Source organism: Aurantiacibacter sp. KMU-128, assembly GCF_056933515.1.
In genome coordinates, this window is sequence record NZ_JBXORT010000001.1 from 1,775,636 (window position 1) to 1,802,082 (window position 26,447).

Annotated in this window: 26 protein-coding genes and 1 other RNA gene; 15 read left to right on the top strand and 12 right to left on the bottom strand. The window is 62.6% G+C overall.

Translation table 11 applies throughout. From position 1 onward, the window contains the following. Nucleotides 1-45: 45 nt before the first annotated feature. Genes ACS0VV_RS08880 through ACS0VV_RS08890 form a run of 3 tightly spaced genes read right to left on the bottom strand, consistent with a single transcriptional unit; the run spans nt 46 to nt 2,133 of the window. Nucleotides 46-483, bottom strand: coding sequence for a DNA polymerase III subunit chi (locus ACS0VV_RS08880; protein WP_483532353.1), 438 nt, complete (start codon nt 481-483; stop codon nt 46-48). A gap of 2 nt (nt 484-485) precedes the next feature. Then, the gene (locus ACS0VV_RS08885) at nt 486-638 is read right to left on the bottom strand and encodes a DUF2256 domain-containing protein (protein ID WP_483532354.1); all 153 of its coding nucleotides are present in this window, start codon (nt 636-638) and stop codon (nt 486-488) included. 34 nt (nt 639-672) lie between these two features. Then, a complete protein-coding gene (locus tag ACS0VV_RS08890; protein ID WP_483532355.1) occupies nt 673-2,133 on the bottom strand; it encodes a leucyl aminopeptidase in 1,461 nt (486 codons plus the stop codon). A 130-nt stretch (nt 2,134-2,263) separates the two neighbouring features. On the opposite strand from ACS0VV_RS08890, the gene ACS0VV_RS08895 reads away from it, so the two are divergent. The 4 genes from ACS0VV_RS08895 to rsmA all read left to right on the top strand — a co-directional run bounded on the left by ACS0VV_RS08895 (nt 2,264) and on the right by rsmA (nt 7,890). Continuing rightward, nucleotides 2,264-4,543: an LPS-assembly protein LptD gene (locus ACS0VV_RS08895; protein ID WP_483532356.1), complete on the top strand. Its 2,280-nt coding sequence runs from the start codon at nt 2,264-2,266 to the stop codon at nt 4,541-4,543. A gap of 135 nt (nt 4,544-4,678) precedes the next feature. Continuing rightward, nucleotides 4,679-6,043 (top strand): peptidylprolyl isomerase, encoded by a 1,365-nt coding sequence (locus ACS0VV_RS08900; RefSeq protein ID WP_483532357.1) that lies wholly within the window; start codon nt 4,679-4,681, stop codon nt 6,041-6,043. 4 nt (nt 6,044-6,047) lie between these two features. Next, on the top strand, nt 6,048-6,935 hold the full coding sequence (gene pdxA / locus ACS0VV_RS08905; protein WP_483532358.1) for a 4-hydroxythreonine-4-phosphate dehydrogenase PdxA: 888 nt from the start codon (nt 6,048-6,050) through the stop codon (nt 6,933-6,935). Between the two features lie 118 nt (nt 6,936-7,053). Next, a complete protein-coding gene (gene rsmA / locus ACS0VV_RS08910; RefSeq protein ID WP_483532359.1) occupies nt 7,054-7,890 on the top strand; it encodes a 16S rRNA (adenine(1518)-N(6)/adenine(1519)-N(6))-dimethyltransferase RsmA in 837 nt (278 codons plus the stop codon). Here rsmA and ACS0VV_RS08915 read toward each other — a convergent pair. Next, a complete protein-coding gene (locus ACS0VV_RS08915) occupies nt 7,875-8,255 on the bottom strand; it encodes a hypothetical protein (RefSeq protein WP_483532360.1) in 381 nt (126 codons plus the stop codon). The genes rsmA and ACS0VV_RS08915 overlap by 16 nt on opposite strands. Before the next feature lie 182 nt (nt 8,256-8,437). Between ACS0VV_RS08915 and ACS0VV_RS08920 the strand changes: the two genes are divergently transcribed. From ACS0VV_RS08920 to ACS0VV_RS08940, 5 genes are all read left to right on the top strand, one after another. After that, nucleotides 8,438-9,649: a hydrolase gene (locus ACS0VV_RS08920; protein ID WP_483532361.1), complete on the top strand. Its 1,212-nt coding sequence runs from the start codon at nt 8,438-8,440 to the stop codon at nt 9,647-9,649. Beyond that, entirely contained in the window at nt 9,646-10,659 is a 1,014-nt protein-coding gene (locus tag ACS0VV_RS08925; RefSeq protein WP_483532362.1) for an arginine N-succinyltransferase, read from the top strand. The genes ACS0VV_RS08920 and ACS0VV_RS08925 overlap by 4 nt, the downstream gene beginning before the upstream one ends. After that, nucleotides 10,656-11,906, top strand: coding sequence for an N-succinylarginine dihydrolase (locus tag ACS0VV_RS08930; protein ID WP_483532363.1), 1,251 nt, complete (start codon nt 10,656-10,658; stop codon nt 11,904-11,906). The genes ACS0VV_RS08925 and ACS0VV_RS08930 overlap by 4 nt, the downstream gene beginning before the upstream one ends. 115 nt (nt 11,907-12,021) lie before the next feature. Beyond that, nucleotides 12,022-12,264: a hypothetical protein gene (locus tag ACS0VV_RS08935; protein ID WP_483532364.1), complete on the top strand. Its 243-nt coding sequence runs from the start codon at nt 12,022-12,024 to the stop codon at nt 12,262-12,264. 30 nt (nt 12,265-12,294) lie between these two features. Next, on the top strand, nt 12,295-12,693 hold the full coding sequence (locus tag ACS0VV_RS08940; protein ID WP_483532365.1) for a GxxExxY protein: 399 nt from the start codon (nt 12,295-12,297) through the stop codon (nt 12,691-12,693). 108 nt (nt 12,694-12,801) lie between these two features. Here the strand turns inward: ACS0VV_RS08940 and ssrA are convergent. Both ssrA and mscL read right to left on the bottom strand, forming a co-directional pair. After that, nucleotides 12,802-13,145: a transfer-messenger RNA gene (ssrA, locus tag ACS0VV_RS08945) on the bottom strand. A gap of 27 nt (nt 13,146-13,172) precedes the next feature. Next, complete coding sequence (mscL, locus tag ACS0VV_RS08950) at nt 13,173-13,604, bottom strand: large conductance mechanosensitive channel protein MscL (RefSeq protein WP_483532366.1); 432 nt, start codon at nt 13,602-13,604, stop codon at nt 13,173-13,175. A gap of 146 nt (nt 13,605-13,750) precedes the next feature. Between mscL and ACS0VV_RS08955 the strand changes: the two genes are divergently transcribed. The 6 genes from ACS0VV_RS08955 to ACS0VV_RS08980 are packed head-to-tail and all read left to right on the top strand — an operon-like array spanning nt 13,751 to nt 17,876. Further along, nucleotides 13,751-14,362 (top strand): LemA family protein, encoded by a 612-nt coding sequence (locus ACS0VV_RS08955; protein ID WP_483532367.1) that lies wholly within the window; start codon nt 13,751-13,753, stop codon nt 14,360-14,362. A 26-nt stretch (nt 14,363-14,388) separates the two neighbouring features. After that, the gene (locus ACS0VV_RS08960; protein ID WP_483532368.1) at nt 14,389-14,928 is read left to right on the top strand and encodes a TPM domain-containing protein; all 540 of its coding nucleotides are present in this window, start codon (nt 14,389-14,391) and stop codon (nt 14,926-14,928) included. Beyond that, entirely contained in the window at nt 14,925-15,785 is an 861-nt protein-coding gene (locus ACS0VV_RS08965; protein ID WP_483532369.1) for a TPM domain-containing protein, read from the top strand. Before ACS0VV_RS08960 ends, ACS0VV_RS08965 begins: the two co-directional genes overlap by 4 nt. Next, the gene (locus ACS0VV_RS08970; RefSeq protein ID WP_151975435.1) at nt 15,785-16,459 is read left to right on the top strand and encodes a TPM domain-containing protein; all 675 of its coding nucleotides are present in this window, start codon (nt 15,785-15,787) and stop codon (nt 16,457-16,459) included. Before ACS0VV_RS08965 ends, ACS0VV_RS08970 begins: the two co-directional genes overlap by 1 nt. A gap of 22 nt (nt 16,460-16,481) precedes the next feature. Further along, a complete protein-coding gene (locus ACS0VV_RS08975) occupies nt 16,482-17,024 on the top strand; it encodes an NUDIX hydrolase (RefSeq protein ID WP_483532370.1) in 543 nt (180 codons plus the stop codon). 6 nt (nt 17,025-17,030) lie between these two features. Then, nucleotides 17,031-17,876: a kinase gene (locus tag ACS0VV_RS08980; RefSeq protein WP_483532371.1), complete on the top strand. Its 846-nt coding sequence runs from the start codon at nt 17,031-17,033 to the stop codon at nt 17,874-17,876. 175 nt (nt 17,877-18,051) lie between these two features. On the opposite strand, the gene ACS0VV_RS08985 is transcribed toward ACS0VV_RS08980, so the two are convergent. The 6 genes from ACS0VV_RS08985 to ACS0VV_RS09010 all read right to left on the bottom strand — a co-directional run bounded on the left by ACS0VV_RS08985 (nt 18,052) and on the right by ACS0VV_RS09010 (nt 26,375). Next, on the bottom strand, nt 18,052-18,597 hold the full coding sequence (locus tag ACS0VV_RS08985; protein ID WP_483532372.1) for a response regulator transcription factor: 546 nt from the start codon (nt 18,595-18,597) through the stop codon (nt 18,052-18,054). A 177-nt stretch (nt 18,598-18,774) separates the two neighbouring features. After that, complete coding sequence (locus ACS0VV_RS08990; protein WP_483532373.1) at nt 18,775-20,562, bottom strand: ATP-binding cassette domain-containing protein; 1,788 nt, start codon at nt 20,560-20,562, stop codon at nt 18,775-18,777. After that, entirely contained in the window at nt 20,549-20,983 is a 435-nt protein-coding gene (locus ACS0VV_RS08995) for a lasso peptide biosynthesis B2 protein (RefSeq protein WP_483533521.1), read from the bottom strand. Before ACS0VV_RS08995 ends, ACS0VV_RS08990 begins: the two co-directional genes overlap by 14 nt. Nucleotides 20,984-21,006: 23 nt before the next feature. Continuing rightward, on the bottom strand, nt 21,007-22,056 hold the full coding sequence (locus tag ACS0VV_RS09000) for a nucleotidyltransferase family protein (protein ID WP_483532374.1): 1,050 nt from the start codon (nt 22,054-22,056) through the stop codon (nt 21,007-21,009). A gap of 31 nt (nt 22,057-22,087) precedes the next feature. Then, complete coding sequence (locus ACS0VV_RS09005) at nt 22,088-25,315, bottom strand: amidohydrolase family protein (protein ID WP_483532375.1); 3,228 nt, start codon at nt 25,313-25,315, stop codon at nt 22,088-22,090. A gap of 160 nt (nt 25,316-25,475) precedes the next feature. Next, nucleotides 25,476-26,375 carry a DUF3800 domain-containing protein gene (locus tag ACS0VV_RS09010; protein ID WP_483532376.1) on the bottom strand — a complete coding sequence of 300 codons (900 nt, stop codon included), beginning with the start codon at nt 26,373-26,375 and terminating at the stop codon, nt 25,476-25,478. Nucleotides 26,376-26,447 lie beyond the last annotated feature (72 nt).

Sequence of the window (26,447 nt, forward strand, 5' to 3'; positions counted from 1 at the left end):
TACAAACTCCTTCTCATCCGGCCGGGTGCGCATGGCACGCGGACGTTACGGCCCCTCGACCCAGCGGCCGCCCTGCTGCTTCCAGAACTTGCGCTCCATCCCCTCGCGGTCTTGCAGCGCTTTCCACGTCTGGCGGGCATGGTCGCGGGTGGTGTCGTCGAACAGGAACAGCACGCGGGTGAAGCCTTCACCCGGCTCGCGCCATTGGCCGTCAGCGATCAGGAGGAATCGCGCGCCATTGGCGGCATCGACCTCGTTCGAGAGCAAAATCGGCTGGCGCGCATCGTGTTCGTCGCCTGCAATACCGTTGGCGAGGAAGGCTTCGGGCGCGCTTTCCCAGAGCGTTTGTGAGACGGTTTCGAGCAGGTCGAGATCATCGGCGACAACCAGCAACCGCTCCCCCGCCTCGCGCGTCTTGCGGGCCAGTAGCGCGATGGCGGCGGGTGCGGGGTCGGCGGAGAGTAGATAGAAATCCACGCGCATTGTCAGGTGCTACTCCCTTTGCTCCTTCGGCACCGTTCGGAGCAGTAGCGGACATTGTCCCAGTCGCGCTCCCACTTCTTGCGCCATGTGAAAGGCAGGCCGCAGGTCTCGCAGATCTTGCTGGGCAGATCGGACTTTTTCCTCATCCGACCCATTTGTCTGTCCTACCGCTTCGCTGCTTGAGGACGATCACCCCTCCACGCTATCGCGTACGAAGCGGTCGATCAGGCGCGCGCCGTATCCGGTTGCGCCCTTGTCCCAGGTTGCGCCCGGCTTGTCCGCCCACACCATGCCCGCAATATCGCAATGCGCCCAAGCGACGCCGTCTTCGATATAGCGTTGCAGGAACTGCGCCGCGGTGATCGAGCCTGCGCCGCGCGGGCCGACATTCTTCATGTCGGCAATCGGGCTGTCGATCAGCTTGTCATATTCGGGCGAGAGCGGGAAACGCCACAGCTTGTCGCCGCTCGCCTTGCCCGCGCTCAGCAGCTTGTCCGCCAGCGCATCGTCATTTGCGAAGACACCGCCGTGTTCATTACCGAGCGAAATGATCATCGCGCCGGTCAGCGTGGCGAAGTCGACCACGGTCTTGGGGCTGAATTCCTTCTGCACCCATGTCAGCGCGTCGCACAGCACCAGCCGTCCTTCGGCATCGGTATTGATGACTTCGACCGTCTGCCCGCTCATCGTGGTGACGATATCGCCGGGGCGCTGTGCATTGCCGTCGGGCATATTTTCAACGAGACCGCACACGCCGACGATATTGGCCTTCGCCTTGCGCCCCGCGATGGCGAGCATTGCGCCCGCCACAGCGCCCGCGCCGCCCATATCCCACTTCATGTCTTCCATGCCCGCAGGCGGTTTGAGCGAGATACCGCCCGTGTCGAAAGTAACGCCCTTGCCCACGAACACGGTCGGCGCTTCATCGCCGCCACCTTTCCATTCGACCACCAGCAATTGCCCTTCGCGCACCGAGCCCTGGCTGACACCGAGCAGCGCGCCCATGCCGAGCGCAGTCATCTCCGCCTCGTCCAGCACGCGGACGGTCAGACCGGTGCCTTCATAGCGTTCGCGGCACCGCGCGACGAAGCTTTCGGGGTAGATCACGTTTGGCGGTTCGGACACCAGCTCGCGGGTTAGTTCGACGCCTTTGGCGACTGCCTCGGAATCCGCCCACGCGGCATCACTGCCAGCAGGCGCGCCGATGACGTGGATCGTGCCAAGCGACTTCTTCTGTTCGTCGCGCAGCTTGGTGCGGTAGGCGTCCCAGCGCCAACCGCGCAGCCGCGCGCCGAGCAGAACCGATGCGGTTTCCTCTGCCGAAAGCCCGCTGGCACCTGCATCCAGCACCAACGCGGTTTCGCCGCTGGTGAGATATTTTGCGCTCAGCGCCGCGCCCGCTTTCTCCAGCGCCGCGCTGCGGTCTGCCGCGTCGGCCTTGCCCGCTCCGGCCAGCGCCAGCCGCACAACTGCGCCCTCGGCTTCGTAAAACCCTTCGAACAGCTGCCCGGCTTTACCGCTGAAGCGCGAGCTTTCCGCGCCTTCCTTCACCGCAAGGGGCAGATCGGCAGGCAGGCTGTCCTGCGCAATGATCCGCGCGATCAGGCGGGTGGTGTTGGTATCATGGCTGTCACGGAAAAGGATGTTCATGAAGTCTCCCGGAAAACGGTTTGTCTTATGGTGTGACGGCAATGCTATGCCGCGCAAAGCTGTCGTTGCAGTTAGGAGCGGGTGGTGCGATAGGCAAGCCATGCTGCCCGGGTCGCCACAATTGCGATTGATGCCTTCGCTTGCCACTTTACGCCACACGACCGCCGCCGGGGCGCTGGCGTGGCTGGCTTGTGCGGCGCCTGCATGGGCACAGGAAACCGATCCGCCGCCCGCCGATCCGCCGGAGCGCGTTAACGGCACAATTCCTTCTGGCGTGACCAGCGTCCCCGAATTCAACGAGGACGGCCAGCGCCAGATCGGGTTCGAGGCCGATACGCTCGCTTATGACGAAGGCACCGATACGGTCACTGCCGAAGGCGATGTGATCCTGCGCTCGGGCGACCAGTCGCTGCGCGCAGACCGGGTGACCTGGAACCGCCTGACCGGCGAAATCGTCGCCAGCGGCATGGTGCGCGTGGTCGATCCCGACGGCAACCAGCTGTTTACCGACCGCGTGGTGCTGACCGACGAACTGGAAGCAGGCGCATTGCAGAACCTGCTCATCGCCTTCCGCCAGGGCGGGCGCATCGCGGCCGAACAAGCCACGCGTACCGAGGATGGCGACATCACGGCAGAGCGCGCGGTCTATTCTTCCTGCGCGGTGATCGATGCTGATGGCTGCGATCGCAGCCCCAGCTGGCGCATCACCGCCGAGCGCGTCTTTTTCGACAATGAAACGCAGCGCATCCGTTTTCGCGGAGCCTATTTGGAACTGTTCGGATCGCGCATCCTGCCGCTGCCGGGGCTGACCGTGCGCGCGGATGGCAGCGCGGAAACCGGATTTTTCATTCCCAATATCGCGCTCACCGCGTCGAACGGGATCGAAATCAGCGACAGCTATTACTGGCGGATTGCCGACAATCGCGATCTGACGGTGACCGGCTATCTCTACACCGCCGCCGCCCCGATGGCGTCCGCGCAATACCGGCAATTGACCGATAATGGCGCGTTTCAGGTGACCGCATACGGCACCTACAGCTCGCGCATTCCGCTCAACTCCACCACGCCGACGAGCGAAAACCGACTGCGCGGCTATGTCTACGCCAATGGCCGTTTCCAGCTCGACGAAAACTGGACCGCCACCGGATCGATCCGGCTGGCGAGCGACCGCACATTCCTGCGCCGCTACGACATCAGCCGCGAAGACCGCATCCGCTCGGTGGTCGAACTGCAACGGATTGACGACAATTCCTATATCTCGGTCGCCGGCTGGGCGACGCAGGCTTTGCTGGTCAGTAGCGACCAGGGGCAAGTGCCGCTTGCCCTGCCGCTGATCGATGCACGCTATCGGCTAGAAGACCCGTTGCTGCGCGGACAAGTCGAAGTGCAGGCAAACACGCTCGCAATCACCCGTTCCGAAGGGCAGGATACGCAGCGCGCCTTCGCCCGTGCACAATGGGACCGGCGGATGATTACCCCGCTGGGGCAGGAAGTGACGCTGACCGCTCTGGTGCGCGGCGATGTCTACCATTCGGACGAGAATCTGCTCACCAGCGTTGCGAGCTATCGCGGGCAGGAAGGCTGGCAAACGCGCGGCGTGGCCATTGCCGCTGTGGATGTGCAATGGCCCTTTATCGGCGAATTCATGGGCGGCACGCAGGTGCTGACCCCGCGCGTGCAAGTGGTTGCCGCGCCGCAAATCCGCAATCTCGACATTCCCAACGAAGATGCCCGCGCCATCGATCTGGAGGATTCGAACCTCTTCGCGCTCAACCGCTTCCCCGGCTATGACCGTGTGGAGGACGGGGTGCGTCTTACCTATGGTTTCGATTGGGAAGCCAATTTCCCCGGCTGGCGCATCAGCACGACGCTGGGGCAGTCCTACCGCCTGTCGGATGCGCCGAGCCTGTTCCCCAACGGCACCGGCCTGACCGATGAGTTCTCCGATATCGTGGGCCGGACGCAGGTGCGGTATCAGGACTTTATAAAATTCACCCACCGCTTCCGGCTGGACAAGGACAATCTCGCGGTGCGCCGGAACGAGATTGACGCAACCGTCGGCAACAACCGTACCTATGCTGAAATCGGCTATTTACGGCTCAACCGCGATATCGATTTCAGCCTGGAAGATTTGCAGGACCGCGAGGAATTGCGCGTTGCCGGACGCTGGGAGTTTGATGAGCACTGGTCGGTTTTCGGTTCCGCCGTCATCAATCTGACCGACCGTGAGGAAGACCCCTCTTTCACCGCCGACGGGTTCGAACCGCTTCGTACACGATTGGGTATCGCCTATGCCGATGACTGTCTTGAATTCGGCATAACTTGGCGCCGTGACTTTATCGAACTCGCCGATGCGCAGAGCGGCGACAGTTTCCGGCTCTATTTCAACCTGCGTAATCTGGGCTTCTGAAAATGGCCGTCCCCCGCGCAGAGGTGGCCTTGGCTTGAGCAATCGGCTCAGCTAGGGTTAAGCCCGACAGTGCCATGCGCAGCACAACAGGTGACAGATGACAGACCGCGCCCGGTGCGCGCTGCATACAGGATTATGACAACAGTGAATTCCATCGTGCACAAAGTTTCGCGTGCCGCACTCGCCTTGGCGGGTGCGTTCGTGCTGACCTCCCCTTTCGTTTCGACCAATGCTGCGGCGCAAACGTCGGGGATGGAAGCGTTCAACCTGCCCGAAGACATTGCCTTCATCATTGAATCGGGCAACCCGATGGAGCGGCGCGCGGTGGCGCGGGTGAACGGAACCGTCATCACCTCGACCGATATCGATCACCGGTTGGCGCTCATTCTGGCCGCGCAGACGGTGGAATTGCCACCACAGGAAGTTGCCCGCTTACGCTTGCAGGTGTTCTTCAACCTCGTCGACGAGACGATTCAGGCGCAGGAAGCTGCCGCGCTGGAAATGGAAGTCACGACGGACGAAGTGAACCAGGCCTATGCCGAATATGCCGCCAGCCAGGGCCGCGGGCCTTCGGAAATGGACGCTTATCTGGAATCGCTCGGTTCGTCGGGCCGCTCAGTGAGGCGGCAGATCCAGGGCGAACTGGCATGGGACCGGCTGCAACGCCGCAATATCGTGCCCTTCGTCAACGTGTCCGAAGCCGAGGTCACCGAATTGTGGGAACGCCTGCAGGAAAGCCGTGGCGACACCGAATACCGGCTGGGCGAGATTTTTCTCTCTGCCAATGCCAATAACCGCGAACAGGTGCTGGCCAACGCCGTGCAGATTGTCGAGCAATTGCAGCAGGGCGGCAGCTTCGTCGCCTATGCACGGCAGTATTCGGAAGCCAGCAGCCGCGTGACCGGCGGCGATCTTGGCTGGCTTTTCCTGCCGCAATTGCAGCAACCGCAGCTGGAAGCCGCCGCCGCGCAGATGCAGCCCGGACAGCTTGTCGGCCCGCTGGAAATTCCCGGCGGATTTTCGATCCTGTTGATGATCGACCAGCGCCAGATCGGTATGCCCGATCCGCGCGATTCTGTGCTTAGCCTCAAGGAAATTGCCCTTGATATGCCGCAGGACGCCAGCGAGGCCGCGCGTGAAGCGCTCGCCGGCAGCTTCATCGAACAGATGCAGGCGGTCACCTCGTGCGAGCAAGCGGATGTCGTGGCCGAAACGCTCGGCGCGAACACAGTCAACAATCCGCGCGTGACCTTGCGCGATCTGCCCCCTGCATTCCAGCAGATCCTGCTCGAACTCCAAACCGGCCAGATGACACCGCCCTTCGGCGATCTGGCGGACAGCGTGCGGATGATCATGGTCTGCGGTCGGCAATTGCCCGTCGATACTGCCGGTCCTTCGGTAGACGACCTGATGCAACAGCTGGAAGAAGAGCGGATCAACCGCCGTTCGCAAAGCTATCTGCGCGATCTGCGCACCGACGCTGTGATCGAATACAACTGACGCCGTGCCCGACATTCCCCCGCTAGCGGTCAGCCTCGGCGATCCGGCGGGGATCGGGCCGGAGATTATCGCGCATTGTGTCGAGCGGGGCGGTGAGCTGGCCCTTCCCGCTTTTCGCGTCATTGGCGAGCCGGGCGATGCCATCGCCGGAGCACCGACGCTGGCCTCAGCCAAGACCGCCTATGATGCGCTGACCACAGCGATTGCGCTTGTGCGAAGTGGCGAATGTTCGGGCCTTGTCACCGGCCCTGTCTCCAAGTCGCAAATCGCGCAGATCGCGCCCGAATTTATCGGCCAGACCGAAATGCTCGCCGATGCCTGCGACCTGCCGCATGAAGCCTCGGTCATGATGCTTGCCGGGCCATCGCTGCGCACTGTGCCGATGACGGTGCATTGCGCGATTGCCGATGTGCCCGGGCGGCTTAGCCAGCAATTGATCGTCAAGCGCGGCTGCATCGTTGCACGTGCGCTCCATACCGATTTCGGCATCGAGAACCCGCGCCTCGCCGTTTGCGGGCTCAACCCGCACGCGGGCGAAGACGGGCGGATGGGGCGCGAGGAGATCGACATAATCGCGCCTTCCATCGCGCAGCTGCGCACCGAAGGCATCGACGCCACCGGCCCGCACCCCGCCGACACGCTGTTCGCCCCGCACAAGCGCGCGGGCTATGACGTGGCGATTGCCATGTATCACGATCAGGCGCTGGTGCCGCTGAAGACGCTGGACTTTGACGAGGGCGTGAATGTGACCTTGGGCCTGCCGATTGTCCGCACCTCGCCCGATCACGGCACCGCGTTTGATATCGCGGGCAAAGGCATCGCCCGCCCCGATGCGATGATTGCAGCGATCCGCATGGCAGGCGAAATTGCCGCGCGGCGGGCTGGGTCTTGATTTCGTCATTGCGAGGGGCGAAGCCCCGCGGCAATCCAGAGCCGCAGCGCGCTTCGCTCTGGATTGGTTCAGGCAAAGCCTGTGCTTCGCAACCGCTACGCTCGCAATGACGGATTAAATGGAAACACCAAACCTACCTCCCCTACGCGAAGTCATCGCCGCGCATGGTCTTTCTGCCAGCAAGGCGCTTGGCCAGAACTTTCTGTTCGACGAACAATTGCTCGATCGCATCGCCGCCATACCGGGCGACCTTGCGGACAAGGCGGTTCTCGAAATCGGCCCCGGCCCGGGCGGCCTCACCCGCGCCCTGCTGCGCGCCGGTGCCCGCGTCACGGCGATCGAGCGCGACAGCCGCTGCATTCCGGCGCTGGAGGAACTGCAGGCCGCATTCCCCGGCAAACTGCAGATTGTCGAGGGCGATGCGCTGGCGCTCGACCACGCCGGCCTCATGGGTGAACCCTTCGCCATTGTCGCCAATCTGCCGTACAATATCGGCACCCAGCTGTTCACCAACTGGCTCTCGGCCAAGGAATGGCCGCCGAAATGGACAAGCCTGACGCTGATGTTCCAACTGGAAGTCGCCCGCCGCATCGTCGCCGCGCCGGACAATAGCGAATACGGGAGACTGGCCGTGCTCGCCCAGTGGCGCTCCACCGTGAAACTGGCGATGAAAGTACATCGCAGCGCCTTCACCCCGCCACCCAAGGTGATGAGCGCGATTGTCCATGTGACGCCGGCCGAGGCACCCGAAGGGGTTGCCATAGGTGTGCTGGAAAACCTGACCTCCGCCGCCTTCGGCCAGCGGCGCAAGATGCTGCGGCAAAGCCTGAAAGGGCTGCCCGGCGGGCTGGCGGCGCTCGATGCTGTCGGTATTGACCCCACGCGTCGCGCGGAAACTCTCAGTATCGCCGAATTCCTCGCGCTGGCCCGCGCGCTCGATCAGAGAATGAAATAATTGGCGATCAGATAGGCCGTGCTGAGCGCAGTCACTGCCAGCAGGCTATACGCGATAAGCTGCTTTTCGGGTGACCATGCTGACGGGTCGTTGGGCGTTTCGATCTTTTGCGCCTTGAACCGCTGTTCCGGCCCGCGACCGGCCAGCACCGCCTGCACATTGATGCGCCGGTCCGCGCGCATTCCGCAGCGGCGGCCGTTGCTCCACCGCGCTTCGCCAACGATGTGGTGACCGTTGACGGTGATATCGACAATCTCGCCGCGTTCGGGCGGGTGTTCGCACACCACCAGCAGGCCGCGCGGGGACAGATCGCCGATGCGGATATCGCGCGTTCCACGCCGGTCGCGCATCTTGCCGCGCAGCATGGCTGTCGTTCGATTATCAACGCGCGATCTCTCACCACCGGCGAGCATTTCAATTCCCCACAAAGACCTAGACGGGGCACGCCTAGCGCAAAGGTCTTATCTCTGGGTTAAAGGCGGGGAGGCAGGCCGAGGCGCCAGACGGGATTTGACATAGACGCATCGCCTCGCCAGTGCGGTTTCATATGCAACAGCTTTCCGCCACCGAAACCGCGCTGCTCGAAGGCATTGACCAGACCGCCATGCTTGAGCGGACACAAAGCTGGGCGGCAATCAATTCGGGCACCGGAAATCTGGATGGTTTGGCCAAGGTCGCTGCGCTTCTGGCTGACGCCTTTGCTGCCCTGCCCGGCGACGTGACGCTCCGCGATCCGGCGCCGGTAACCGTCGTCGATGCGAGCGGCAAGCAGGTCGAGAAGCCGCATGGACAGCACATGGTCTGCTCGGTGCGACCAGAGGCCGAGCGACGGTTCCTGTTGACCGGCCATATGGACACGGTCTTTCCCGCCGATCACCCGTTCCAGTCGCTCACCTGGCTCGATGACGACACAATCAACGGCCCGGGCACAGCGGATATGAAAGCGGGGCTTTCGATCATTCTGGAGACGCTCAAAGCTTTCGAGACGAGCGAGGCTGCTGGCAGTGTCGGTTACGACGTAATGATCAATTCGGACGAGGAGACGGGCTCGCTCGCTTCCGCCGCCCTGATCGACCAGCTGGCGCGCGGGAAATTTGCCGCGTTGACATATGAGCCGTCTGCCCTGCCCGACGGCACTCTGGCCCATGCGCGGGGCGGAAGCGGGAATTACTCGGCCACCTTCACCGGCCGATCCGCCCATGCCGGGCGCAACCCCCAGGACGGGCGCAACGCGATCGTGGCTGCCGCGGATTGTGTATTACGGCTAAAGGAAATGCAGCATAGCGATCTGCCGATAAACCCCGCCAAGATCGATGGCGGCGCGGCGAATAATGTCGTCCCCGATCATGCCGTTTTGCGCTTCAATATCCGCCCGAAGACGCGGGAGGCTGGCGAGCAATTCGCGCACGATCTCAAATTGATGCTTGCCGAACTGGAAGTGCGACACGAAGTCTCGATCCACCTTCATGGCGGCATTTCGCGTCCGCCCAAGCCGGTCGATGCGAAGGCGCAAAAGCTGTTCGATCTGGTGCAGGCGAGCGGCGCAGCGCTCGGCCAGACCATCGGCTGGCAGCCGAGCGGCGGCGTATGCGATGGCAACAATATCGCCGCCAATCACGTGCCCGTGGTCGATACGATGGGCGTGCGCGGCGGCAAGATCCACTCACCGGACGAATTCATGATCGTCCCCAGCCTGACCGAGCGCGCGCAATTGTCTGCCATTGTCCTGCACCGCCTCGCCACAGGAGACCATTTGTGAGCCACATCATGCGCGCCGCCACGGCGGACGATCTGCAGCACCTGTATGAAATGGCAAAGCTGACCGGCGGCGGGTTCACCAATCTGCCGCCCGACCGCAATTCGCTGCGCGCCAAGCTGGAGGGATCGGACGCGGCCTTTGCGCGCGAGGGCGAGGAAATCTGCGCCGAAACCTTTGTGCTGGTGCTCGAAAACACCGAGACGGGTGATGTCCGCGGCACCTGCCAACTGTTCACAGCGGTGGGCCAGCAATGGCCGTTTTACTCCTACCGCATCACCACGCTGACCCAACATTCGCAGGAGCTGGAGCGCACTGTCACCGCCGAAATGCTGAGCCTGACCAATGATCTGGGCGGGTGCAGCGAAGTGGGCGGGCTGTTCCTCCACCCCGGCGAGCGTGCGGGCGGACTGGGGATGCTGCTGGCGCGCAGCCGCTACCTCTTTATTGCCGCCCACCGCCACCGCTTCGGCGACCGCATTCTGGCCGAATTGCGCGGCATTATCGACGAACGCGGCGGCTCGCCCTTCTGGGATGCTATCGGCGGCAAATTCTTCGGCATGAGCTTTCAGGAGGCCGACGAATTCAACGCGGTGCACGGGAACCAGTTCATTGCCGATCTGATGCCCAAACACCCGGTCTACATCGCCATGCTCGACGAGGCGGCGCGCAAGGTGATCGGTCTGCCCCACCCTTCGGGCCGCGCAGCGATGCGGATGCTGGAGAATGAAGGCTTTGCCTATCAGGGCTATGTCGACATTTTCGATGGCGGGCCGACCATGCTGGCGCAGACCGACCGCGTGCGGGCGATTGCCAAGGCGCATCATGGCGTGATCGAGAGCACTTCGCTGGAAAAGGGCGAGAAGGCGCTGATTGCCACTGGCCAGATGGCGGATTTCCGCTGTTGTTACGGCGCGCGGGAATTGCGCGGAGAGGGCATCACGATTGACGCACGGGCGGCAGACCTGCTCGGCGTGGGTGAAGGTGATACGGTGTGGAGTATCGGGCGGTGAACCTGCAAGAAATCAATTTCGACGGCATTGTCGGCCCCAGCCACAATTATGCGGGACTCAGCCTCGGCAATCTCGCCGCGACAAAGAATGCGGGCGATACCTCCTATCCGCGCGCGGCGGCGTTGCAGGGCATTGCCAAGATGCGCGGTAATATGGCGATGGGGCTGGCACAGGGCTTCTTCCTGCCGCTCCCCCGCCCCAATAATGCTTGGCTGGAAGTGCTTGCCGCCGATGACAGCACCGACCCTGCGCTGGTTGCAGGCGCATGGTCGGCGAGTTCCATGTGGACCGCCAATGCGGCCACCGTCTCGCCTGCGCCCGATACGGCGGACGGCAAGTGCCACCTGACTGTCGCCAATCTCGTTACCATGCCGCATCGCAGCCAGGAATGGCCCGATACGCTGGCGCAATTGCGCCTCGCCTTTGCCGATGCCGCGCATTTCGCGGTGCACGAACCCGCCTCGCCCTGCTTCGGCGATGAAGGCGCGGCGAACCATATGCGCTTTGCGCCGAGCCATGGCGAACCGGGCCTCGAAGTCTTCGTCTATGGCCGCCCCGGAGGCCGCTTCCCCGCGCGCCAGCACGAGCAGGCGAGTCGCCTGATCGCGCGCAAGCACGGCCTCGATCCCGAACGCTGCCTTTTCGTCGAGCAGGCACCCGAAGCCATCGCGGCGGGCGCGTTCCACAATGATGTGGTGGCCGTGGCAAATGAAGGGGTGCTGTTCACGCACGAGCAGGCCTTTGCCGATCCGGCGGGCACTTATGCCGCGATCCAGGCGAAATGCCCCGGCGCGCAGGTGGTGGAAGTGCCTGCCAATGCTGTGAGCCTTGCCGACGCGATCAGCTCTTACCTGTTCAACGCGCAGCTCCTCACTCCGCCGTCGGGCGAGATGACGCTGGTGGTGCCGGAAGAATGCCGCGAGAACAGCGCGGTGTGGAACTGGTTGCAGGAAATGCTCGCGGGCAATGGCCCGATCCGCCACGTCAATGTCGTCGATGTGCGCCAGAGCATGGCCAATGGCGGCGGCCCCGCCTGCCTGCGCCTGCGCGTGGTCGCAGACCCCGCAACGGTCGATCCGCGCTTCATGCTCGACGATGCGAAGGCGACGCTGATCGAGGGCGTGATTGCCGAATATTGGCCGGAGAGCATCGACGCCGCGCAAATCGGCGATCCCGCGCTGGCAGAGACCGTCCGCACCGCGCGCGCCAAGCTGCTGGACGCGCTGGGCCTTTCCGAATTGCTATAACCGGCGCGCGGCCTGTCGGATTGTTTTACATCCGCCAATGGCTTAACCATCGTCTCCCGCAGATTAGCGCGGCTGGCACGGCGCTTGCTGTGTAACGCGTTAAGAAAGGTTACGAATGCTTCGCAAGATCGGCAGACTGTTTGTCATCAAGACCCGCTGGGAAGCGTTCCTGATCATCTACGCGCTGGCACTGGGCGCGATGGACCGCGGCAGCCACTATCTGGCACAATATCCGGGCTGGGGCGGCTGGCTGCTCTTCGCCGCGTGCAGCGGAGCGGTGTTCTTGGGCGGCGCGAAGATACTGGACTGCCTGAAATACGAAGCCGCGGAGCGTGAGGCTGGGCTTCCAAAGAAATAAGTTATCACACGAAGACACAAAGGCACGAAGATGTCGGTGGAACACGAACTCGAAGCACTAGCCACTGCCGTCATACAGTGCGGTTTTGAGCTTCACCGCGACCTTGGTCCGGGACTGTTCGAATCGACCTATGAATTGCTCATGGCCGAATTGCTTGGGCGCGAGGGGTTTGCGGTGCAGCGGCAAGTTCCCCTTCCATTGCGATACAAGGGCGTTCTCGTAGAGAACGCATACAAAGTCGATCTATTGATCGATAACCGCCTGCTGATTGAGCTCAAATCCGTAGAGCGCTTGATGCCGGTGCACGGCAAGCAGGTTCTTACGTATCTCCGCGTCGGCAACTTGCCGTTGGGATTGCTCATGAATTTCGGTGACAGCCTGTTCAAGAACGGCCTGCGGCGCATAGCGAACGACTACTATCGCGCATAGATCGACGGCGTGGCACAAGCCTCTTTGTGCCTTTGTGTCTTCGTGTGAAAACTTCTCTTTAAGATCGAAAATGGGGAGATTCTGTTGCTAGCCTCTCCCCGGGGCCCCGGAATCCGCTTCTGTTGCCCGGTGGGTCCAACCGCGCTTTAGCCTTGTAAGATCAGTCCGTTAGGACGTCAGATTACGCAGCGATTGCGAGTGCTTCGTTATCGTTGGCACTTATAGGTTTTGAACAGTTTTACGGGTTACTCAGCCCGGGCAAAAACACCGTCTTTCAGCACACGTCGATCCTGGTTCGGCCCCGTCAGAAATGGCGGAATACCGCCAGTTTTGGTGGAGCCGCCGGGTACTGCCCCCGGGTCCGCTGTACCTATTACACGGCGCAGTTTATCGCCATATCCCGCAAAAACGGGCAGGTCCTATATAGGCCCTGCCCGCTTAATGTGAAGTGTATTAGGGCTGCGCAAGCGCGCTGCCTCTTATTTCTTGAGCGCGTCGCGAATCTCGGTCAGCAGCTCGATCTCGGTCGGGCCGGCAGGCGCCTCTTCGGCCTTCGGGCCTTCCATGCGGGCTTTCACCTTGTTGGCGTAGCGCACCAGCAGGAAGATGACGAAGGCGAGGATCACGAAGTTGATGATCGTCGTAATCAGTGCGCCATAACCGATCATCGCCGCGCCCGCTTCTTTCAGCGCCGCATAATCGGTCGTGCTGCCGGTGTAGCCTTCAGGCGTGGACAACAGGATGAAATAGCTGGAGAAATCCGCCCCGCCGAAGATGAAGCCGACAAGCGGCATGATGATGTCGGCTGTCAGCGAGGTGACAATCGTGCCGAAAGCGCCCGCGATAATCACCGCGACCGCCAGTTCCATCACATTGCCCTTGGCAATAAACTCCTTGAATTCTGCAAACATAGACCCGTTACTCCCCTGTGTTAAAGTGGTATTTACCCTCTGCCACGGCGCGAAATCGCCTGCAAGTAACACGCTGTTTCCTTGAACAACGCCGCTGCCGTGCTATATCAGCAACACACCTTTTCCGGTTGGGAGGATTATCCAAAATGCTGAAGCGTCTGAGCACCCTGTTCGCCCTCGTTTTCGGGAGCCTCGCGCTCGCGTCTTGCGGCATCAATTCGGTGCCCACCAAGGAAGAAGCCGCCAAGGCACAATGGGCCAATGTCGAAGCCGCGCTGCAACGCCGGTCGGACATTATTCCCAACCTCGTGGCAGTGGTAGAAGCGGCCGCTGTGTCGGAGGAAAACATCCTGACCGGAGTGATCGAAGCCCGCTCGCGCGCCACCTCGATCAACATCACCACCGATGATCTCTCCAACCCGGAGGAGTTCCAACGGTTCAACGAATCGCAGAACCAGTTGACGCAAGCGCTCGGCCAGTTGCGCACGATTGTGGAAGCCTATCCGCAATTGCAGAGCAATGCCCGCTTTGCCGATCTGATGGTGGAGATCGAACAGTCGAACAACATGATCAACACCGAAATCGGCCGCTACAACGAAAGCGCGCGCGACTATAACACCGAAATCCGCACCTTCCCCTCCTCCATCGGCGCGAATGTGATCCACGGTTCCGAGCCGCTCGAATATTTCGAAGCCGCCGAGGGCGCGCGGGAAAATCCGGATGTCGAGTTCAATAACATCACGGGTGACGAAGGCTAAGGCCGGCGCGGCAGGTGTCGCGCGTGATGCGTATCGTGCTGGCGGCAGTCTTGCTGCCGCTGGCTGCGTGCCGCGCCGACGCGCAAAGCGAGCCTGACGTTGCTGCGGCCGATCGGCCAAGCTCACCCGTTATCGATGAAGCCGCGATTATCCCGCCCGGGATCGAGGCGGAGTTGACACAACGCCTAACCGAATATTGGAATACTGAACAAACCGCCATTGTCGTGAACACCATTCCAAGCCTCGCCGGACAATCCATTGAGGATTATGCCTTCACCACGTTCAACCGTTGGGGAATTGGCGCTGCCGAGACGGATCGCGGGGTGCTGATCGTGGTGGCGCGCGATGATCGCCGCTTACGCATCGAAGTGGGTTGCGGTCTGGAAAGCGTGCTGACCAATGAGGTCGCGGGCGAGATTATCGAGGATGCGATGGTGCCCGAATTCAGCAATGGTGATTTTCCCGGCGGGATCGAGGCAGGCGTCGATGCCATTATGACAACGCTGGACGAGAGCGTCACCGCACCGCGACCCACCTCGCCTGCGTGTCTGGAGGCCGCTGCATGAGGCGGATTTTTCTCCTGCTGGCAGCCCTGTTCGCCGCGCTGGCGAGCCCTGTGTTCGCGCAGACCTACGACTTCCCGCCCGCGCCGAGCGGTCCGGTGCTCGACAGTGCGGATATGCTTTCGCCGCAGGCGGAGGCCGCGCTCGATCAGCGGCTGCGCGATTACAACCGGGAAACCGGCCGCGCGATCATTGTCGCCACGGTGCCGGTGCTGCAGGATGCCAGCGGTCGTTCGGTGGAGATCGAGCCATACGCCACCGCGCTCTTTGCCGAATGGGGCATTGGCGGGGCGGAGCGGGATATCGGCCTGTTACTGCTCATCTCGCGCGATGACCGCCGGATGCGGATAGAAGTCGGATACGGCCTGCATCCGTGGTTCGGCGGTATCATGGCCGGGCGGGTGATCAATGATGTGATCTCTCCCCGCTTCAAGGCGGGCGATTTTGATGGCGGCGTCACTTCGGGCGTCGATGCCATTCTTGCACACCTCGCCACCAGCCCGGAAGATGCAATTGCTATCGAAGAGGCTGCACAGGCAGCAGCCGCGCAGGAACGCAGCGAAGGCGGTTTTCCCATCGGCACGCTGATCTGGCTCGGCTTCCTGTTCTTCTTCTTCATCCTTCCGATGCTGGGCGGCAAAGGCCGGCGGCGGCGCTATCGCAGCGGCATCGGCGGCGTTGTCGGCGACATCATCCTGTGGGAGGCGGGCAAAGCGATTGCGCGCGGTATCACCGATAATGATGACTGGGGCGGCGGTGGCGGCTTCGGCGGCGGCTTTGGCGGCGGCGGTGGAGGCGGCGGCTTTGGCGGCTTCGGCGGCGGTATGTCCGGCGGCGGCGGCGCGAGCGGAGGCTGGTGATGGGGTATCTGAACGAAGCACAGCACCAGCTTGTCTCCGCAGCCGTAGCCGAGGCAGAGCTGTCCACCAGCGGCGAGATCGTGCCGGTCATCGCCGACCGCTCGGATGGCTATACCGACGTGATCCTCGTCTGGGCGATTGCAGCGGCCTTCACCGCGATGAGCATTTTCGCCGCCTTCCCCGATGTCTTCTTGTCCATGGTCGACTGGCTGCTGGGCGGATGGACGCATGAATGGACGTATGGCGAAGTCATCGCCTGGGCGGTGGGTATCGGCCTCGTGACATTCGTCGCCGTGTGGGCGCTGCTGAGCTGGGATGCGCTGCGGTTCGTTTGTGTCCCCTCGCCGATCAAGGCGCAGCGGGTGCGGATGCGGGCGGTGCGGCATTTCAAGGTCGGCGCAGAGGGGCGAACCAAGGGCAAGACGGGGATTATGCTCTATCTCTCCATGCGTGAACACCGTGCGGAAATCGTCGCCGACAATTCCATCGCCTCGCTGGTGCCGGCAGAGGTTTGGGGCGAAGCGATGGCGGATATGCTCGCCGAAATCCGCAAGGGCTGCGTCGCGGAAGGGATCGCCGCCGGTGTGCGCGACGTGGGAAAAGTGCTCGCCGAACACTTCCCGCGCGGCGAGGATGACGACAACGAACTGCCCGACCGCTTGATCGAAGTGTGAGCCGCCGCTAGCGCCGCTCACCATGAGCACACCCGATCACGATGCGCCGGAAGAAATCGTCTGGCAAGGCGACTGGATCACCGCAAAGAAGCGCGGTCGCTGGGAATATGTCGCGAGAGCGCGGGATATCCGTGCGGCGGTTATTCTGGCGCTGGATGGCGAGCACATCATCTTGGTCGAGCAATATCGCGTGCCGCTCGGCCAGCCTTGCCTTGAACTGCCCGCCGGGCTGATCGGCGACGATGACAGCGCGCCAGGCGAAGATCCGCTGGCGGCGGCCAAGCGCGAATTGCTCGAAGAGACGGGCTATGAAGCTGCGCATTGGGAAGTGGTAGGCGACTTCTTCTCCTCCCCCGGCATGGTGAGCGAGGGCTTTACGCTGCTCAAAGCCACCGGCCTCACCAAGACTGCGCCGGGCGGCGGAGTCGAGGGCGAAAACATCATCGTCCACCGCGTCAAACTCGCCGATTTTGCCGCCACCATCCGCGATTTCCGCAAGGGCGGTGTCGGCATCGACACGCGGATGCTGATCGCGCTTGGCCCGGAACTTTTGCGCACTACATAAGCCGCCATGACCATCGAAGAGCTGATCGCCGCCGAACGCCTGCCCGATGATTATGCCGCGATTGTGGAGGCGCACTGGAAACCCCTCGCCACGCAAATCGCCCGTCGCGCCGCCAGCCGGACGCCGCTGATCGTGGGGATCAATGGCGCGCAGGGAGCGGGAAAGACGACCGTGTGTCGTTTCCTCGAACTGCTGCTGCAACAGCGCGGCTTGCGCGCGGTCACTCTCTCGCTCGACGATCTCTACCTCACCCATGCCGAGCGGCTGCAACTCGCCGCCGAAGTGCATCCGCTGTTTGCCACGCGCGGGGTGCCCGGCACCCATGCGGTGGGCATGGCGTTCGGCATTATCGAGGATGTGCTGGCGGGCCGTGCATTCGAAATGCCGCGCTTCGACAAGGCGTTCGATGATCGCAGCAACGAAGTGACGCGCATCACTGGGCCAGTCGATGTCCTACTGTTCGAAGGCTGGTGCGTCGGCGCCACGCCGCAGGAGCCGGAAAAGCTCAAACGCCCGATCAACGTTCTCGAAGCCGAGGAAGACAAGGACGCGGTGTGGCGCACGCTCGTCAATCACTGGCTAGGCGAGGATTACGCGCGGCTGTTCAAGCTTATCGATATGCTGGTGATGCTGAAGGTCGACAGTTTCGATGCGGTCATCGCCAACCGGCGGCGGCAGGAGGAAAAGCTGGCTGCGCTCAATCCGCTCGGCCCCGGCGTGCTGGATGAAGACGCGCTCTCTCACTTCGTGTCGCATTACGAACGGCTAACCCGCCATATGCTCGAAGAAATGCCCGCACGCGCCGATGTGGTGATCCCGATCGACCGCGATCAACGGCCGATTTCAACATAGGCTGTTGCCGAGCCCGAAAACGATGGGGGCATCGCAGCCGGAACGGGTGGGATGGAGGGAGGAAACGAGGTGGGAGGGGGAACCTCGGTGCTCCAACTACGATGCATCTTGCGCAATACAGCGTTTGTGGAAATCCAAAATATGGGCTTTGGGCCAGTTTGTATCGACCGCGCAGCTAGATGCCCGCTTCAACCGCCAGCCGGATCATGTCCGCGCTGCTTTGCGCGCCCAGCTTCTCCATCGCCAGCCCGCGATGCATCTTGATGGTCTTTTCCGAAAGGCCGAGCTCGTAAGCGATCTGCTTGTTGCGCAGGCCGCCTGCCACCATTTTGAGCACTTCGAGCTGGCGCTTTGAGAGGGCCTTGATTTTCTCTGCCGCGCGGGCCCGGCGCGTGACCATGGGGGTATCCGCGCCCTCCTCCAGCTCGACCTGCGATCCGTGGAAATAGGCGAGTTCGCCGGCATCATCGAAAATCGGCGCAACCACCACGGCGTTGCGGAACGGGGTTCCATCCTTTTTGTAATTCAGAATTTCAACCAGCACCGCCTTGCGCTCCCGCACGCCTTCACGGATCGCTTCGGTCAGCCACGGCTCGGTACCCGGTCCGGAAAGGAAGCGGCAATTGCGACCGAGAATTTCGTCTTCGCTATAGCCAGTGAGGTCGATAAATGCCTGATTGCACGCGATAAGCGGGTTGTCCGGCAGTTTAGGATCGCTCACCACGGAGGCGATCGGCGAGCTCGCAATCAATTCCCCGGCGTCGGGGTCTGCGGTGAAGACGTGATCGTTTACCACGGGGTGCTTTTAACCAGACTGACAAAATTACGCAAAAAGGAAACTTGAAGCGCGGCGCTTTGTTCCCCGATTTTGCAGCAAACCGTGGCGATGAGGCGTGGCTCATGCAGGATGAGCGGTCGCAACCTGCCCGCCAATCACCCGAATGGTCTGATCGGCGCTGCCTGCCGCGTTTAGCGAGTGCGAGATAAGCAGGACGATGCGCTGGCCAATGCTCTCGCGCAAGCCACTGACAATGCGTCGTTCCAGCTCCGGATCCATCGCTGACGTCGCCTCGTCCAGAACGAGCAGGCTCGCCGGGCGCAGCAGCGCGCGGGCGAGGCAAAGCCGCTGGCGCTCCCCACCCGAAAGCCGCGCCCCGCCATCAAGCAATTCGTGGTCAAGGCCATCGGGCAAGCCGCGCACCAGTTCATCTGCCTCGCACTGCTCCAGCACCTGCCAAATTGCGGCATCGTCCACGTCGAGATTGGGCCAGAGGAGGTTGGCGCGCACGCTGTCATCAAACAGGAACGGCTCTTGCGGGGCAAAAGAGACCGTGGATTGCCAACCGCGCCGCGTCTCTACGGTAAGATCCACTGCGCCGCGCGACACGCTGCCATCGGCGGGCAGATGCAGTCCTGCGATCAGCTCCGCCAATGTCGATTTGCCTGCGCCGGAGGGGCCGGAAATATGCGTCAGTGTGCCCGGTGCAAATTGCGCCTGCGCGCAATGCACCAACTCCACCTCGCCGCCACCCTCGGCAGGCACGCGGACGCTGGCATTGCGCAGGATCAGCAGCGCATCGGGCGGCGGGATATGCGCGGGGGCCACGGGCGCATCGCTCTCCTGCCCCCCTTGCGCGGCAAGCAGGGCGGCCTCGGTCTCGCGGATCGAGGTGAAGGCAGGCAGTGCGTGGGCGATGGTCTGCAAACCACCGAAAGTGGCGATAAGATTGGGCGCGAGACGCAGTACAATCGCCGCCATCACCAGCAGCTCGCCGCCGCTCAGCCCGACCACACCATAGCCGACCAGCAGCGTCAGCAATGCCGCCACCGACGCGCCCACCTGCACCGCATTGCGCAGCCGCCCCTGCTGCTGCACGAATTCGACCGCAATCGCGCGGCTCTCCGCAATCCGCGCGTCGAAGCGCTGCGTCAGCTCCGCCTCGGCGCGCGCGGCCTTGGCGGCCTTCATCCCGTCGAGAAAGCGCGTGGTTTCCTGCAAAACGCCCCGATTGGCGCCGGTCAATTGTGTGCCCAGCCGGTGGCTGCGCCGCGTCCAGATAATCGCCGAGACCAGCCCGAAAGCGGTCAGGCCAAGCAGCACGCCGCCCAGCAGCGCGCTGACGAAGAATGCCGCCACCAGATAGGCAAGCGCCATCGCCACCGTGATAAGCCCGCGGGTCAATGCGCTCATCGTGGCGGCGAGGCGGGCGATATTGGTGGTCATCGTGCTCAGCAACTGCGCCTTGCGGAACCGCTTGATCACCGGCCAGTCGGTCTGCGCGAGCAGAGTGAAGAAAGATCGGCGCGTGTGATCGACAAAGCCCTGCGACAGCCGCATCATCACCACATCGCGCTTCAGCAGCACGGCCGCGCGCAGCAAAACGATCAGCAGAAAGCCGCTGCCCATCACGGCCAATTGCGCGGTCACCGCTGTGACGCCCGCACCCTCCAGCAGCGTGCGTAGGCTGGCGGTCAGGCCCGATTGTCCGCCCGTTTCCTGCGCGAACAAGGTTTCCGCCACCGGCAGCAGCAGCACCAGCCCCGCTCCTTCGAGCACAGCGGCGAGCGCAATGATAAGCAAGGTCGCCGTAATCCTGCCGCGAGCGAAATCGTGAATCGCGCGCAGCAGGTCGCGGAAACTCGCCAAGGGGCGTTCGGCTTCGGGCGCAGACTCAGGCGGTGGCATCGCTCTGCCCTGCCCGTGCCATCACCTGATGCGCCTCCGCCTCACTTGCGCCGATCACGACTTCGCCGCCGACCAGCAGCCATGCGTGGAAATGCATCGACCCGTCCGCATCCTCGCGGCGCGAACCGATGACGATGCGCGAGGGGATACCGCGCCGTTCCAGCACCCAGCGCGCCGCCATCGCCTGTGGCAGGCAGACCGCGTCGAACAAGCGCACCTTGCGCGCGACATAGGTGACTATCCGCCCGACACCTTGCGCCTGCTCGATCCGCGCTGGCGGCAGGTCTTCCCCAGCGCGCGCGTCCATGTCGCCGAGCAAATGCTTCCACCGCCCCAGCCGCACAAAGCGGGTGAGAAAGCGCGCCCAGGCGAGGCCGAGCCATATCTCGGCAAAGAGCGCGCGCCGCCGGAGGAATCGCATCACCTGCATCGCGCCACCGCCTATCAGAGCTTTGCCGCAAGCCAAAACAGCGCGTTGTCCATCGTGCTGCGCAGGCGCGGCGGATGGGTGCTGAAAACGGGGGGATTGCGGCGCAGACCCGTGTTGCGAAGCACCCGCTGTCCGAGGGGCGCGCGGCTATTCTGGTTCAAGCGCTCTACGATCATATTGCTGTGCGCGTGCATCAGCGGATTGTCCGCCGCAACGCGGCTCTGCGCCAGCCAGTCCGCGACCAGTTCCTCGCCCCAAAGCGCGCCCACCATGCGCAGCCCTGCCACGATAGCCTCCTCGCAGTGCAGGAGGCGCGCATTGGCGAGGACGACGGGGATCAGCGCCCTCTCCACCCGCTGCGCCAGCATCGCGCAATCGGCGAGCCATTTGAGCCTATCCCAATAGGTCCATGCGCCGTGGATCAGCAGATAGAGGACATATTCGGGATTGCCGAGGCGCGGCCAGTCGGTGTTGGCGGGTTCAGGGTCGCTCCAATAGGCGGAGGGATAGGCCAGCAGGCGCGAATGCAGTTCGATTTGCACACCATATTCCGGATCGCCGACGCCGATTTCCTTGAACCGCCCGACCAGCAGCCGCGCCTTGCGCAGGCCCTGACGTGCAGGCCTGCCGGAAATGAGAAAGCCGTTCTCCGCCGCAATGCCCAGCGCGTCCGCCATCGCGGGCAGGCCGATCAGCAGGTCGATATCCTTGGAATAGCGCAGGCCCGGATCGCCATAGAGCGCCGCGCCCAGCTCCCAGCCCTTCACCACCAGCGCGCTGTGCCCCCACTCGCCCAGCCAACCGCTGAACCTTTGCCTTGCCGCACGGTGGCGCAGTTGTCGGCGGACATTGCGTTCGTAAGAGGCGCGAAGCAACTGATCGACCGCCGCATCGCTCTCACCCCACCCCGCCAGCGCGTGGTGCAACAGAGGACCAACACGGTGGCGGCGCATCGCCCACTCGGCCTGCGCCAGCGCGAGCGGCGGTGCCTCTCCAGCCGTCAGGCCGAGAGCAGGTCGCAAATGCACAGCGAGCAGCCGGATTTCGGGCGCGATTGCCGTCATCTCTCCCCCGCCCGCTTTTGCTCTCAGCCGCCTAGTCTTCCCACCAATAGGGTGCCCGGGTGCTGTCGCCACTCGCGACTTCGTTGAGCGTCGCTGCATCATAAGCGCGTCCGCCGATCACCACCGTCTCAACCGTTTCGGTGTTGCGGATATTCTCCAGCGGATTGCCCGTCAGGATCACCAGATCAGCGAGCTTGCCGACTTCCAAAGAGCCGATCTCGCTATCCATGCCGAGCGAGCGCGCCGCGCCGATGGTGGCCGTTTCCAGCGCATCGACTTCGCTCATCCCGCCGCGCGCGAAGCTCCAGATTTCCCAGTGGATATCGATCCCTGCCTGCTGACCATGGCCACCGGCGGCGACTTCGACGCCGCGTTCGGCCACGCGGGCGGCTTCGCGGGCGATATCGTCGTCGACGAAATTGCTCTCCGGCGCGGTCGTCCGGCGCGAAGTTTCGGCGCGCAGGATGGCAGGCGGCGTGTGCGCTTGCAGCAGCGGCTGCTCGAACGCATTGGTCGCCTGCCGCCAATAGGGATCGCCTGCCAGACCGCCATAGCCGACCACCAGTGTCGGGGTGTAATTGGTGTCCGCTCCGGCCATGAATTGCAGCACGTCTTCATAGAAATACTCGACCGGAATATTGTGCTCCAGCGTCGAATTGCCGTCGGCGATCAGGTTGAGGTCCATGCCGAAGAGCGAGCCGCCTTCAGCCACCACCAGCATATTCTCGCGCCGTGCAGCCTCGACCACCATCTGCCGCTGTTCACGGCGGGGCTGGTTGTAGTTCTTCACGCTCGGCGCGCCCTCTGCCCGCAGGCGGCGGACATGGTCGAGCGCGTCCTCCAGACTGTCGATCTGCGCATAGGCATAGGGGCTGCGCGCGCCGTAGATAATGCGCCCGGTACTGAACATACGCGGGGCGAGCAGATCGCCGGTGCGCTGCATATCCTCCGCCACGAAAAACGCGCTTTCGGTGGAGGGGTTGTGGATCGTCGTCGTACCCAGCGCCAGCGCCTGTTGCAGCGCCCAGTTCTGCTGCGGCACCAGTTCATTGGTGGCGACAGGGCCGTGCGCGTGGGCATCGATAATGCCGGGAATGATCGTGCGACCGGTGGCGTCGATGGTGGGCGTGCCCGCCGGAATGCTGACCTCTCCCGCCGCGCCGATGGCCGCGATCATGTCGCCTGCGATCAGGATGGTTCCGTTTTCGATCACGCCGCCATTGTCATCCGCCATGGTGACAATCCGCGCGCCGGTGATGGCGAGCCGACCATCGGCGCGATCCGCCGCCACGGTGCGCAGCATCGACACGCCGCTTTCGGGCTGGGTGTAGGCGCGGCTCTCGACCTCGGCAGGCGGGGCGGAGGGGAAGAGTTCGCTCACTTCGGCGGTGTAGAGCGTCGGCCCAAGCGACCAGTGCAGCCGCTCCCCGCCGCTCGCCCAGTGGACATAGGCCGCGCCGCTATCGGAGACCTCGACCACCGGCAGAGCGCGCGCACTTCCCGACAAGGTCACCGTCTGCCCGCCCGGCATCAGCGGGACGGCGAAAGCGTCATAATTCTCGGTAAAGGCGACATAGCGGCCATTGGGTGCGACGTGATAGCTTGTCACCATCTCGCCCGTCGCATGGGTGCGCTCGGCCTCTCCGTTGAGATCGGTGGAGACGAGCACCTGATTGCCGCCGGAGGAGCCGGTCATGAAGATGCGGTCATTCTCCGCGCCGAAATGCGGCAGGCTGTGCTCGCGGCTCACCAGTGTCATCGCGCCGCCGCTGGCGGGCATCCGGTAGACGCCGGGATTGTCGCTATATTCGGGCGCGGTCAGATAGCCGCCCTCGCCCCGCTCGAACAAGATGGTCTGCCCGTCGGGCGAGAATTGCGGGCGGGAGTAGTGGCCGGGCTGCGACGTGACCGTCCGGCTGCCCGAACCATTGGGCGCAATCGTGCGGATTTCGCCAAGCCCGGCATCGGTCCAGTGGACATAGACGATGCGCGATCCGTCGCGGCTCCAGCTGGGGAAGAGCTCGCGCGCCGCGCCACCGCCGCCGCTGGTGAGCCGTCGCGGGGTGCCGCCGCTGGCGGGCATAGTGTAGAGGCGGCCAAGGCTCTCGAACACCACGGTGCGCCCATCGGGCGAGACGGCGGGGAAGCGCGCCATCGTCACTTCCACCTGATCCACCGCCACAGGAATTTCCGGACGCGGCGCGGGCAGCACGCCGCGCGTGTCGTTGATGGCGAAGGGAATCTGCGCGAACCCCGTCCCGTCGGCATTGATGCGGTTGATATGGCCGCCCGACCAGAACACGATTGAGCGGCTGTCGGGTGTCCAGTCCATATTCGGATAGACGCCGGTGACCGCCCAGGTCTCCATCACATCGCGGTCAAGATTGTCATAGATGCGGGTCGTCTCCCCGCTCGCCAGATTGCGGACATAGAGACCCGTCTGCATATCCTCGCGCCGGACGAAAGCCAGCATCGTGCCATCGGGCGAAGGCGTGGGCCGCACCGCGCCGCCGAGGCCCGACACCGCCGTCGTCACCTCCCCCGTCGCCATGTCATAGCGTTCGATATTGAACAGGTCGGTGTTCGAATCCTGCGCGTAGATAAAGGTGCCGCCCGGCGTGATGTTGCGCGTGTAATAGACCGCGCTGCCATCGGGTGCGAAGATTGGCTCGCCCAGCTCCTTCTGGTGCTGTTCGTTGGGCCGCGCGACCAGTTGCACGCCCGCGCCGCCGGAAATGTGATACATCCACACCTCGCCCGTGCCGAGGCTGCGGCCGGTGGTGAAGTGCTTCTTGGCGACGATAAACTGCCCGTCGGGCGACCAGCTGGGCTGGTGCATCAGGCGGAAATCCTCATTGGTGAGCTGCCGCGCATCGCTGCCATCGGCATTCATCACCCAGATATTGTCCCCCCCGCCGCGATCAGAGGTGAAAGCAATGCGGCTGCCATCGGGAGAGAAACGCGGCTGCACTTCCCACGCCAGCCCCTCGGCAATGCGCGTTGGCGTGCCGCCGCTAATCGGCATGGTGTAAATATCGCCGAGCATGGAAAAGGCGATGGTCTGCCCGTCGGGAGAGACGTCGACATCCATCCACGTGCCTTCATCGGTGGCGATAGGCACCTGCGTGATTTCGACACCGGGCGGATTGTTGACATCCCATTCCGTGCTCTCAGCCTCGTCCGCCGCCTCCTCCTGCGCAAACGCCGCGCTGGCGGCGAAAAGACTGGTGGCGGCGAGAAGCGAAGCAATGCGGCGCATGGGCGTGTCCTGTGTTCGTTACAATCGATGCGCCTTCATACTGCACAGGGGGCGCGGTGCAATGTGTGGTTGGCTTCAGATTGCCCCAGAAAACCACAGCGAGCATAAAGGGGCAGCTCAACAAACGTGGATGCACTTAGGGCTTGCGTTGATGCCAATTTCAAAGACCGAGCAATTTGCCTCTCTGGATTACAGCAATCCTTTGCTCTTCGCTCAGATGTGACAACGAGGTGAAGACACTTGAGCTGCCCTCTTTGCGCCAAACAGGGTCGTCAATCATCTCAGCGGCCGCATGAGGCCCGAGCATTGCAAAAAGGAAGTCTTCTCCACCTTTGAACTCGCACAAGAATCGTCGAAGGGCGAACGCACAAGCATCTGCCAGTTGCAGCAGCGGAGCCTCATGCCTTTGCGCAAAATTTGGCACATCCAAGATATTCTCAATCTTAGACGTATGTGGCGGAGGAATTTCGCCTAAGAGCTTTTGAGCCTTCGACAGGTTCATACCTTCCGATGGTATCGTGACGCTAATCTCTCGGAATAATAGTCCAAACCTTCTCAACAATATTCTCTTTTCGTTTACGTCCTCTGCAATTACGATCGCCTTTTCCTTGCCCCCAAGATATTTTCGCAAAAAGTGATCTGCTCGTTCCATGCATTGAGAGAACGCCATAAGATGCTCCCATGCCGCCTGACCAAGCTTCTTTTCTTGGAGAAAATTCAATGTCTTCGCATCGACCGGTGCGACATCCTTACGGATTGATCCAAAGACAATCGGGATGTCGTGCACCATCGGTAGGCAAAGCACCTCTTTGATGAAATCTAGTCGTTCCTGAAAGGGCCAGTCTGCATACTTGTCCTTTTTCTTGGGCGATGAAAAAAGATCTTTGGCGTGGAAAGTGAATCCTTTCCGGTACTGCTGCGGCACCCTCTCATCAAAAATGCGTTCCATCTCCGATAGTAAGAGAGGTGCTTCGCGATCTGGCTCAACGATTATTGCCGCTACCACACGGAAAGGCTCCGCGGCACCAGTTCCGGCTTCATCTGCATAGATTATTCGCATCGCATTCACCTTTGCATTGACTGAAGCAAATTTCCGAATGAAATTCGGGGAGTATAACAACTCAACCGTTCC